At 44.0% G+C, this 12176-nt stretch carries 11 protein-coding genes; 2 read left to right on the forward strand and 9 right to left on the reverse strand.

Annotated elements, in window-relative coordinates; all coding sequences use genetic code 11:
• Nucleotides 1-11 precede the first annotated feature (11 nt).
• The 7 genes from ABRS97_RS19120 to ABRS97_RS19150 form a co-directional block, all read right to left on the reverse strand.
• On the reverse strand, nt 12-1181 hold the full coding sequence (locus tag ABRS97_RS19120; RefSeq protein WP_367816499.1) for an epoxide hydrolase family protein: 1170 nt from the start codon (nt 1179-1181) through the stop codon (nt 12-14).
• 24 nt (nt 1182-1205) lie between these two features.
• Complete coding sequence (locus ABRS97_RS19125) at nt 1206-1556, reverse strand: luciferase domain-containing protein (RefSeq protein WP_367816699.1); 351 nt, start codon at nt 1554-1556, stop codon at nt 1206-1208.
• An 82-nt stretch (nt 1557-1638) separates the two neighbouring features.
• Entirely contained in the window at nt 1639-3009 is a 1371-nt protein-coding gene (locus ABRS97_RS19130) for an MFS transporter (RefSeq protein WP_367816497.1), read from the reverse strand.
• A 60-nt stretch (nt 3010-3069) separates the two neighbouring features.
• Nucleotides 3070-3657: a TetR/AcrR family transcriptional regulator gene (locus ABRS97_RS19135; protein ID WP_367816495.1), complete on the reverse strand. Its 588-nt coding sequence runs from the start codon at nt 3655-3657 to the stop codon at nt 3070-3072.
• 67 nt (nt 3658-3724) lie between these two features.
• A complete protein-coding gene (locus tag ABRS97_RS19140) occupies nt 3725-4810 on the reverse strand; it encodes a saccharopine dehydrogenase family protein (protein WP_367816493.1) in 1086 nt (361 codons plus the stop codon).
• Nucleotides 4811-4814: 4 nt separating this feature from the next.
• Entirely contained in the window at nt 4815-6269 is a 1455-nt protein-coding gene (locus ABRS97_RS19145) for an MFS transporter (protein WP_367816491.1), read from the reverse strand.
• Nucleotides 6270-7479: 1210 nt separating this feature from the next.
• Entirely contained in the window at nt 7480-8187 is a 708-nt protein-coding gene (locus ABRS97_RS19150; RefSeq protein WP_367816489.1) for a glycosyltransferase family 2 protein, read from the reverse strand.
• 264 nt (nt 8188-8451) lie between these two features.
• Between ABRS97_RS19150 and ABRS97_RS19155 the strand changes: the two genes are divergently transcribed.
• Together ABRS97_RS19155 and ABRS97_RS19160 are read left to right on the forward strand one after the other, a co-directional pair.
• On the forward strand, nt 8452-9543 hold the full coding sequence (locus ABRS97_RS19155) for a glycosyltransferase family 4 protein (protein WP_367816487.1): 1092 nt from the start codon (nt 8452-8454) through the stop codon (nt 9541-9543).
• A gap of 16 nt (nt 9544-9559) precedes the next feature.
• A complete protein-coding gene (locus ABRS97_RS19160) occupies nt 9560-10321 on the forward strand; it encodes a YheC/YheD family protein (protein WP_367816485.1) in 762 nt (253 codons plus the stop codon).
• A gap of 104 nt (nt 10322-10425) precedes the next feature.
• Here the strand turns inward: ABRS97_RS19160 and ABRS97_RS19165 are convergent, their stop codons facing one another.
• On the reverse strand, nt 10426-11415 hold the full coding sequence (locus ABRS97_RS19165; RefSeq protein ID WP_483312478.1) for an alkaline phosphatase family protein: 990 nt from the start codon (nt 11413-11415) through the stop codon (nt 10426-10428).
• A gap of 15 nt (nt 11416-11430) precedes the next feature.
• Nucleotides 11431-12015, reverse strand: a complete 585-nt coding sequence (locus ABRS97_RS19170; protein ID WP_367816481.1) for an undecaprenyl-diphosphatase — start codon at nt 12013-12015, stop codon at nt 11431-11433.
• Between the last annotated feature and the right edge of the window lie 161 nt (nt 12016-12176).

Here is a 12176-nt window from a genome sequence, read left to right on the forward strand (position 1 = left end):
ATCCCCTGATCTTATCGGAAACGCCGGAAGAATACCCGTAGATCTTCGGTTAACAAGTCGGGAGCCTCCATCGCTGCAAAGTGGCCACCACGCTCGAACTCGGACCAGTGAACGATCTTGTAATTTCTCTCGGCAAGGCGACGTACAGGTTGGAACAAATCGAATGGGAACACAGCTACGCCTACTTGAACAGGGCATGGTTTCTTCTGTTTCACGACATAAGCAGACTCATAGTGGAGCCGAGAAGAGGAGGCAGCCGTCCCTGTGATCCAGTAGAACATCACATTGGTGAGCAGGTGATCCTTCTCAATCGGACGCCCGGGATCGGCCCACTCACTGAACTTCTCAGCTATCCAGGACAACTGCCCAACGGGTGAGTCAGTAAGAGCATAAGCTATCGTTTGAGGTCGCGTAGACAACAGTACTTTGTGACCGGAAGGATTGGCCAGATAGCTCTCCAATTTCGCAATTCTCGCCTCCTCTTCCTCGGATAGGTCGCTTAAATCTCCTCTGGACGGTGGCATGGGTAGGAAGTTGAGATGAACGCCAATAATGTTCTCAGGGGCTAGTTGGCCCATAGCCAGTGAAACCACCGAACCAACGTCTCCTCCCTGAACGCCGTATTGGTCATAGCCCAGACGCTTCATGAGTTCAACATACGCCTCAGCAACTCGCTGGACATTCCATCCAGTTTCATTCGTCGGACCAGAGAAGCCATAGCCGGGTATAGATGGAATTACTAGATGGAAGGCATCAGACTTGTCACCGCCATAGGCTCGCGGGTTGGTAAGAGGACCGATTACATCCAGGAACTCTATGATAGAACCGGGCCATCCATGGTTGAGAATAAGCGGAATTGCATCCGGCTCAGATGAGCGAATATGCAGGAAATGTATATTTGCACCATCAATTGTTGTGGTAAATTGAGGAAACTCATTCAACCGTTCCTCTTGCTTACGCCAGTCATACGAGGTGCGCCAGTACTCCGCTAACTCCTTTATATGCCCAAGCGCTGCACCGTATCTTTCTCCTACGCCAGGTAATTCGTCGGGCCAACGAGTATGGCTTAGTCGATTATGAAGATCATCGAGTTCACTTTGAGGGATTGCGATGCGAAATGGCCGGATTGAAGTATCCGTGAGTTCGTTGTTGTTGGTGTCAAAAGGGTTTGTATATTCCATATTTATCAGTCTCCTTCTCTCATTCTAATTTTTGTAAACGATCCTATTATCTATAAGCTCACTTTTTGCCTGGCGTGTAACTAGATCCTCATACTTGAGCCGTAAAAGTTCAATAGCTCTATGCACATCTTCATTTGATTTTAAATAAACAGATACCCAACCAGAATCAGGAAACATATGATGGGGCTCGGCACGCCCTGAGGCTACGAGTTGATCGCGTACTGCTTTCGGCAAAAGCAAGTCGACCAGATAATCGCCATGTAAATGTCCGATTTCTTTTCCTCTGAACTGAAATTCAATCCCTCCGAAACGGTGTGGCTGCTGTATTACTTCTGGCCATGTAAGCAATTGGTCGATTAACTTTGCAGTTAACATAAACACCACTTTCCTTTTCAATTATTTCACTCCTTCGTAAATCCACCGCTCACCGGAGCATATTTACCGGACTTGTGCCGTTTTATATGGAAACACTTGAATTCCTGGTACGGAATTGCAAGCGGTAGAATAACAAGATCCCCACATGCATTGCGGCAAGAACGAGATACATATTGCTGAATAGGGCACTGTTCGGATCGACATGTATCGGATTCCAATTTACGGATGAACCATGCGCCGCTATAATAGCGTAAACGCCTGCAGCCATTCCTTGGGATATAAAATTGATCATTGAGAAAAGCCCCATTCCTACGCCAACCTGATCTTTGGGCAATGATCTTGAGATGGAATTGGACATCGCAATCTGCAAGAAAGATTGCCCGACGTTACCGAATATTAAAAAGATCGAAATCCATAACGGTGAGATTCCTGTGAAGATGGACAACAAGGCAAAACAAGTAATTAAAGATCCAGAAGCAACAAAGATTAGATAGGAATTGCCTTTCAAATCCGCCAGTTTCCCACCTTTACGCCCCAGAATGGCGGAGGCAACCGCAGCAGGGACCATAGCGAAACCGATCCAATTGGAACCCAGACGATATACTTCCGAGAACAGAATTGGAGTTAACAAGTACAAGGAAATGCCAATGCCACTAATGAGAGATGCAAGCGCAAGTCCGATGACATACCTTTTGTTTTGAAACAATTGGGGCTGAATAAACGCTTCTTTGGTTTGACAGATTCGCAGGATGAAAAGGATTAAAGCCGCTAATCCGACAACCAGATACCACCAGGTTAGATTCGTGACCCCAAGCAGGAGCAGCGTAATGGATGCAGCGAGCAGGATTCCGCCAAGCCAATCGAATTTCCGAGGAGCTTCTTTCACTTCATGTTCCAAATATTTGCGATAAAGCGGTAGCAGCAGCACGATCAACAAGGAGGGTAAAAATAACCATCTCCAGTTCACAAAACTGACGACAAGCGCCGAAATGACAGGTGCAAGAGCGCTTCCGAGTGCTATCCCGACGGCTGTCATGCTTAATGCGGAGCCTCTCTTCTCAGGTGAGAAATACCGCACGGGGATAATTAATGCAATTGCCGGAATAGCCGCAGCCCCCGCAGATTGCAGGCATCTTCCGAGAAGTGCCATCCAGAAGGTTTGAGAGACTAGCCCTACAAGAGAACCGACTGCAAACAATGCCAGACCGAATATCAATAAACTCTTTAGTTGAAATCTGTCTGCCAGCTTCCCATATGTCACGGTTCCAAGCGCATAGATAAGCGTATAGGCGGATGAGAGCCAACTCACCTGAGCAAGGGTAAGATGGAACTCCTTGCTAATTTGCGGAAGCACAACGTTAAACATAAGCGCGCTCATCGATGACATCATTACGGTAAACATCATTAGGCGCATTAAGATCAGACCTTTACTTTGCCGTGTATCAGAATTCATAGCCTATCACTCCTTATATAATGTATGAAAGTACTTACTTGCATATTGTTTTTAAAAAAACTAGGGGGTTAATGCCCTAGTGAATAACCGTACGCTTTCCTCGATAAATCCGTCCAACGCGTTTTCTGGAGCGGCCACCTTTGCACTCATCTTACTGATGAACGCACCATAATTCATCCACATGAAAGACTGCGCCTGAAGTTCAAAATCCGATGCTACCACTTTATTTTGATCCGACATGTCGGCCAAATATTTCGTTAGCAGTCTTTTTAGATGTTGTGGATGGCGCGCGGCCTCATCAAGAACCTCATCGGGGAGATTGCTGCTTCCTTTATGAGTGACTAAAAATAATTTTCTGTTCCGATACATGATCTTATGATAGGTTCGGCTGATCGTTAGCAGATCCGAATGAAGTTCCCCTGTCAGCCCCTCGTTAAATAGCTGGGTCATCTCTTCGGCATAATGATAGCGATTAAATGCGGCCTCAACCAGCTTCTGCTTCGTTCCGAAATGGCGAAATAACGTAACTTCGTTCACTCCCGCAGCAGCGGCAATCTCTTTGGTTGTCGTTCCGTCATATCCATTTTGTGCCATGAGATCGATTGCCGCCAACAGAAGTTTTTCACTAGTACTTTGATTATTGCTCATTGATCTTACCCTTTCTAATGCAAGTACTTACTTACATTCCTTACTATACTTGAGTCTTGGCACAATGTCAAGCGTATATCTCACCATTGACTCGGTTTTCAAATGAAACTGACAGGGATAGCCTATCTAACACGCTTATCAATTCAAACTGTTGATCAATATGATAAACTCCGTGTCTACACTCTGAACGATAAACCCTATCAGCTACGAAAAAAGCTACTCTTGCGGTAATGTCAGCCTCGTTCTTCCCTAGCAAGAAACACTCCACTTTTGTATCTTCATTACACTTTTTGCCCCATGCATCTATTTTTATGGAAATGAGCTCTTTTCCGAATCGTATCTTCCCGAACATACGTACTACCGCATCTCGAATCCACCGTATTTTCAATAGTTTGGTGATTTTGGCCGCCTTAAGCAAATACAATCCTTTCGTCATTGCATAGCTGTCAAAACAAAGTCTTGTGGCCACCCAAGGAGCATCAAGTGTCCGCATCAACGAATGTTGATCTGAAAAGTTGAATCGGTATGCTTTCCATTTTCCCAATCCGCTGCCAAAATCCGTTGTTTTCCCATCAGAAAAGCTAGAGACAACGATGTTTCTTCCATCTTTCAGCAGATTGAAGTCTTTGTACCAATTGTCGACCGTCCACTCGATTGCGCCTTTTCCGTGATAGTCTCCCAATCCGCTCAACAGAGAGATATCGATAGCGTCTGTCCGATCCAATTGATTGTTTGCGTGTAAAGCCATCAAATTCGTCAGGCCTGGAGCCAGCCCAACACTCAACATTGCTGTTACCTTATTCTCTGCAGCCAGCGCGTGTAGAGTCTCAACTTTGGCCAAAAAAGAATAGTCCGCGGAGATATCCACATAGTGAGTACCATTTTCAATACAGGAACGGACGAAAGCCACATCCAACTGATCCAGACACATCACGATTAGCTTGGTGTTATCCCAAAATTTCGAATCAACCTTTTCCTTGATGTCTAATTGCAAAGGACTAACCTTGCCCCCAGTTGTCTGGCAGAATTGCTCAGCGCTTCCCAGGCTTCTTCCCGCCGCATAAACTTTCCCAGGATACAAATCGCCCAAATCCCTGCAGATTGCTCCTCCAACACGACCATACCCACCAACCACGACAATATTTTCCTTCATTGGGTTAGCTCCTGTTCGTTTTTTCATACGTTGGATTAAAAACAGCTGTACAGATGACGCTCAATGCCGCTAAACCGGCCAGAACCCAGAAAACCGCATGAAATCCAGCCGTCATTGCTTCTGGAGCGTATATGCCTTGGTCCGGGTTCGCCTGCATGTATTTTCCTGTCCATACTGAGGCGACAATCGCCGCCATTGTGATCCCTACTGCCCCACCCAGCTGCTCGCTCATATTGATGATACCGGCAGCAGTTCCCGAATAGATCTTCTCCAAGCCTGAGAAACTTAAAATGTTGATGGACGGGAAAATGAGTCCCCACCCGATTCCTCCGATAATAAGTGCTGGCAATAAATCGATAAAATAGTTTCCTTCTGCTGGTATCCGAGTTAAATAGATAAACATTGCCGTTACAAGCAGTTGCCCGGTAATCAGTAAACGTTTTACACCGAAACGCGGAATAAGACGCGATATCAAATTGGCGCATAGAATCGTGAATACAGCAGCCGCCAAGTAGCCAAAAGCCGTTTGGAGTGCTGAAAAATGCAGTACATTTTGCATATAAAGAGTAAGCAGAAAAAATAGTGAAAAGTGGTAGGAACCTGCTAAAACTCCGATAATAATTCCTGCTTTCATAGTCGGTTGACCGACTAGAAATAGCGGCAGAAGCGGAGATTTCGCTTTACGTTGAATGAGGGTAAAGCCAAAGAAAAGAAATAGAGCAGTTAATAAATATAAGATTGTACTTGGAGCCGTCCAACCTACTTGCGGTGCCTGAGTGAGCGCGTAAAGAAATGCCATCATACCCGAAGATACGGTGAGTGCGCCTGCAACGTCTAGCTTCTGGCTCTTCCGTTCTGTGTTGTCCTTGGGCAGTAGAAGTGGACCGACGATCAGCGCGAACACGCCAAGAGGGACATTGAAGAAAAAGAACCATGTCCAACCGAATGTTGTCGTGATGATTCCGCTCAGTACGCTCCCCAATGCGCCACCTGCGCCAAACACTGCACCCCAAATGCCTAATGCAATATTGCGTTCGCGACCTTCTGAAAACATTCTGGTCACCGTCGAAAGCGATGTAGGCGCAAGTAAAGCGGCAGAGATCCCCTGAATAGCACGAAAAACGATCAAGGAAGTATCGGACCAAGCCAATCCACATAGCAGGGAAGTGACGGAGAATAAGGCGGTACTTATCAAAAACATTCGTTTGCGTCCCCAAAGATCCGCAATCCTGCCGCCTAGAAGTAAGCAGCCTCCAAACATAATTTGATAGGCGCTTACGACCCATTGCAGGTTTGTCTCCGAAAAATGGAGCGCTTGCTTTATGGATGGCAGAGCAACGTTTAAGCCTGCTATGTCGATGACAATCATGAATTGCGCAGCCATAAGCGCAATAAGGGCAATCCAGCGACTCGAATTATTCCTGGGAGAAATCCGGGGTTGATAAGCATATTGCTTCATTGTGGGTTGAACCTCCATATTTTTGATTTAGTCTTCCGGTATTCACTGAACCTGATGGAACAATAATTAAATGAATACATTTGTTGTGTTTATACATTTGTTGTATATATGCAATTATAATCCATTCTTAATCGTTGTCAACATAATTCAACGTGTCGCATGCAAAAAAATTTATATAAGTTAGGTGATAGTTGCACATTCTTGGGCTGTTAAACAAGAAAGAACCTGAGGGCTGTGCCTCAGGTTCTTGTCTAAACCCATACGTCTAGGCATGGGGAGGGAATTTGGGTATAGCGTTCCAACTGCTATCGCTTTTCCCCCACAGCTATTCCCTTTTTTGTTCTACTCTGTGCTGCCTTCACGGAGGAGATACTTCCAGACCGCAAATTCCCCATGCACAGCGATATCGACGGAACTACGATGCCTTATTCCACAACAACTTCCCTTTTCTCCCCCTGAAGAGGAACTAGGGTGCGCTAAATGAGCGAAACTGTGCCTAGAGTCCAGCATTTCCTGCTCATAACGCACGGTAGTTCCGCGAAACTATCCCTGCAACCGAAAATACCGCCTCATAACGCACCCACGTTCCGCTCACCCATGCAAAAAGGCGATCTATCGCCCCCAATAATAACCAATTAATTTAACGAACAATGATCATAGTTCCTACGTCAAATTTACGTAATATGATATTTCACACATCTTTAAGACATAGGAGAAAAATGATGAAAAGATCTTTTAAATTGCTGCCTTATTGGCATACATTCTGTGAACAGTTGGAGACTTATCTGGAAGCACAAACGTTAAAATGGAAAAAACGGTTAAATCCCTTGACTAATAAAATAGGATTCGGTATCTACTTTTACAAAAATATCACCATCAACCTAAATCGTCTGAACAAAGAGATATTCGAAATTACGAAGGACAGTGTCAACTTTTCGAATTTCAACAAAGCTACATTTCCAAGTTTCGTATCGGTTGCTGATGGAATTCATGCTACGATGTTTACGAAACTGCCAAACTATGTCGTTCAGCAGATTACATCTTTGGTTAGAACGCTGCCAGCTTTTAAATCACTACAATCCGTTTTACGCTCGTATGGGTACAAATGTGAACTTACATACAATCAAGAACGAATATTTTTTGGCTCGCTACAGATACACTTTATAAAAATCCATCAAGGAAATTGTTAATCCCTAGAATTAAATATCGACTAAGGCCGAGTAGCGAGTTCACGGAATTTATCGGTTCTTGCTAAGATCAGACTTCCCTTTAACAGATAATCGTCTCCGGCTGTCCATGTGTGGCTCTGTTTGTTCTTCCTTCTGATTTGAACATAATTGTAGGGACTTGGCGCGTATATCTTATAGCCTTTTGCCCGGCATCTGCTTAAAAAGGCTACGTCTTCCCCTAATGATGTATTGGGAAATCGTACGTGGTTGAAAACTCGTCTTTTAAATAAGATTGTCCCCCCTGCGACAAGTCCCACAAATTTATTTCGCTTCGTAGGAAAACGGAGGATGAGCAGCTTTCTCGATTCAAGATAGGACATATACGCGCGCTTCCCGATAACATCAGCACCCGAACGAAGCAGCGCTCTCATCTGCTCCACCAAATAATGTGGTGAATAGTAATCATCATCATCGAATTTAGTAATAACCGGGTATTTTGTCTTGCTTGCCGCAAAATTTAAGCACATGCCCAACGAGACTTTCTCAGGCAGTTTAAAGACCGAAACCTGTCTATGGCCTCTAACTATTTTGCGATACTTGGATAAATCCATGCTGTCTTTATTCAATACAATAATTAGTTCTTTTAGCTTGTAAAGCTGACTTTTGTAATTAGCGAGGATATTAGCAAAAAATTGCGGACGATTCGTAGAGATAATAATAGAAACCCCTTGTAAATTATCCTGTTTCAAACTGATTCTCCCTCCTATCTCTGAAATTTTCACATCTGCTATACAATATGAAAGACTAACCAACTTGATTGGACAGTGTTCGATCTTAGACACCTCTTATTGAAATCAAACCAATAAAGGCACCTATCATACCCAGAAAAAAAAACAACTTCTATAAAACGAAGTTGTTTTTTTTCACTAGACATTGCTACAAGAAACTTTCTTGTTACTTGAATATTCTGTTGGCGAGACAAGGTTGGCAGTAAATGAAAGGTGTGAATTGCTTTGCGAATATTAATCATTGCGCCTGAACAAATCCCGGTCCCTCCTCCTGTTGGCGGATCTGTGGAACATTGTATCTATCAAATTGCCAAAAAAATGCCTACTCAACACCAGGTTACGATTGTTAGCCGATGGCGTTCAGGCTATCCGAAAAAAAGCGTTATTGGGCATGTAACCATTCTGCGTGTCGCCGGAACAACGAAAACTTCTTATTTAAGTCAGGTCATTCGTTTGATTCGAGGACAACAATACGACTTTATTCAGATCGATAATCGTCCTCGATTTATTCATGCGGTTCGAAAAGTTTTCCCGTCAACGCGCATTTCGGTCTTTTTACACTCGACAACGTTTATCTCTCCCCCAATGACTTCAATCAAACAAGCGAATGCTGATTTCAAAGGCGCGAACCTGATCATTGGCAACAGCCGCTCGCTAAATAACCATTTAATCAAAACGTTTCCATCCCACAGTCATAAAGTTCGGTTTGTTCATCTGGGTGTTGATTGGCATCAATTTCACCCTCGCCAAAAGCATAAAACGAAAAAAGACTTCGTGATTTTATTTGCCGGACGGCTGATTCCCCGTAAAGGAATCCCTGTGCTCATGAAAGCGACAAAAATCGTAAGGAAAACTGTCCCCCATGCGAAGTTAGTGATTGCGGGAGGCACTGGACGTCCACCATATAAAGAATATTTGAAAAAGCTAGCGGCTTCGCTTCAAATTCCAGTTACGTTTAGAGGTTATGTATCCCGCGGTCAAATGCCGAATTTCTACGCTTCGGGGGACTGTTTTGTATGTCCGTCTCAAGGCCATGAAGCATTTGGACTCGTCAATGTCGAAGCGATGGCTTCTGGCATTCCAACGGTAGCTTCTCGGAACGGCGGTATTCCAGAGATTATCAAGCATCAGCACAACGGATTGCTGGTCACGAATTATCGCAGCCCAGAAGCATTTGCCAAACAGATTGCCATCATTGCCCAAAATAAAGAAAAAGCGAAGCGACTAGCGCACCAAGCCCTGCTGGATGTCCGGCGTAAGTTTAGTTGGCAGGTAACTGCAAGTAAGTTATCGCATTTGTATGCAAAGAAAAATTAACAATCGAGGTGCTTGGATGAAAGTAACCCGCTCACGCACATTGGGCAGTAAATGGACGAAAACGAAGATGCTTTTGGCGAATAAAGATCTAAGCCCATTTGTCCCTGAAACAAGGATATGGAGCGAAAGTAATCTATTCGCCATGTTAAAGAAGTATAAAATGGTTTATATCAAACCCATTCACGGGTCATTCGGTCAAGGTGTCATTCGAGTCGAGCGGGGCGATGATGCCAAGTACCACTACAAAGTCGGTAAAATCACCCGCACCTTTTTGACTTATCCTGCTCTCTTCAAATCCTTGCGTGCATCCAAATTAAATCGCGCATATTTGATTCAAAAAGGCATTCACTTATTAACCTATCAACATCGAATTTTCGACGTGAGGCTCATGGTCCAGAAAAATCAAAAACAAAAATGGGAAGTAACCGGTTATATCGGCCGTGTTGCAGCTCCTAAAAAAATAGTGACCAACTTCCATAGTAACGGCAATCCGCTGCCGCTCGAATTGTTGCTTGCCTCCTACTTCAATGAAAGTAAGAAAAAAGAATATCTCGATAAACTGACTCAACTTGGCTATCAGATCGCTAAACAATTAGAGCGCAATGCTCCTAATTTCAAAGAAATTGGCGTAGATATTGGCATTGATCAACATTTAAAACCCTGGATTCTTGAAGTGAATACGGCTCCCGATCCATATATATTCAATGAGCTGCATGATAAACAGATGTTCTTCAAAGTTCTTCGATATGCCCGTTTTCACGGCAGATTTTCTCGTTGAAAAGCATGCGAGTTCATAAACTTGAGGGAGAACGTCGTTCTCCCTTTTGCTGTGTCTCCCCAAATACATTCGTATAACCATTGACATCAATGATCTGCCTTATCTTATCGGGAATTTTCCCAAATCCCCTTAATAGCTTGAGCATCACCAGACTTACCTGCATGCGGGAGCTGGTACATATCTTCCAATGTACGAAGTACATTCATATGCGTGATGGGTTGATCGAATTGACCCGTTTTCACCATGGGACCCACAAAAAGTGTAGGAATGTGGTTTTTTTTGGATGAATCGTCCTCATCCCATGTTAGTATAAAAAGGCTATTATGGCTTTTTGCCCACTGAACATAGGGGTCCACATGAGATTTCAGCCAATCGTCCGCAGTTTTTATCGTTCCGTCATGCATGTCATTATCCATATTGGGGATTACGAAAGAGACCGTAGGCAGCTTACTGAAATCCGATGGAAAACTGTCCAAAGGCATATTCATCTCTTTCGGAACATTGGTGAAGTTAACCCAAGGGCTATGTTTTCGTCCGTACTGATGATTCGTGCATACGGTTGAACCCACCGAAGGAAGATCCTCCGAGTAGCCTCCGAATGTATAATTCGCTTGCAACAATTCGCTTGCCAGGTTGGTTGTCTTAAAGTTATGTCCGCAAGAATCATCCTTTACGCCTTGGTCAGAACCAGAGAAAAGAATCAAATAATTAGGCTGACTCGGATGAGTAACCGCATAGGATTGTGAAAAAAAAGCACTTTGTTGGGATAAGGCGTTCATATAGGGTGCCGACTTGTTGCCAATTATTTTCTCGAAAGAGTGGTTTTCCTCGACAACGATGACAACATGGTCTGGTTTGGGCACTTCTCCCACAATTGGAGTGGCCTGCGGGCTCACCGCTACTTTTGGCGATGGAGCTTGACTTTGAACTGGTGGTTGCGACGGTATCGAAGCCGTATCATGATTCGTCGGTTGCTTCGTACTGACAGGAGCATCAGTTGCCGTTGGCTGTGCCGATTCTTCACTTGCTGTTTGTGAACAAGCTGTTAAAAGGATCGCCATCAATAAGAGACAATATGATTTCTTCAAACTCATCCACACCTTCCGTGTCTACAACTTAGAAGATTCTATCGAATGCTCTTTTAATTGCAAAAATGGAAACCATTTTCGATAAAGCTTTAAAATGAACTGAGTGAAAGGATCCAACTTACGTTCAGCTCGAATGACAATGAATGCTGCCAACAGAGCCACAAGGGCACCGCCAGCAATATCTGCGGGATAATGAACACCTACGAATATTCTACCTAAGCCCATGAAAATAGACAAACCAAATAAACCGATCCCCCATTTTCGGTTCGTACGCCATATGGCAAAAGCAAGTGAAAATGTTCCCAGCGCATGGTCGCTTGGAAATGAAGAGTCAGCAACATGGGGAATCAGTTGGTGGGCAGCAGGATCGACCATAAATGGACGTGGATGTGTGTAAAAACTGCTGATCAGGAATCCGAATATGAGCGCTAAACAAGCGCTGAACACAGCATGAATCGTTGATTTATGATTCCCTTTGAACCAGTATACAAGCAGAAACACGACCAAAACGTATTGAACATTTTGCGAAAATGTTGCCATAAACCAATCCAGGGCGTGAAATTGTCCTGCATACCGATTTAGTAATGTAAATAAAGTCTCATTCATGGGGTCTACCTACTTTCTTTGCCATTTTAACTTGTAGATGTATCTAGCAATCTTTTCACCTTTCAAAGTATACTTTCATAAGATGAGAGCTTTATGAGAATTGACGCAATCCCCAATGGTCCTATACGGTCTGCGTATCACCAATTTGAGACGAATAGACA

Source organism: Paenibacillus tabacirhizosphaerae (assembly GCF_040812395.1).
Classification (GTDB): domain Bacteria; phylum Bacillota; class Bacilli; order Paenibacillales; family NBRC-103111; genus Paenibacillus_E.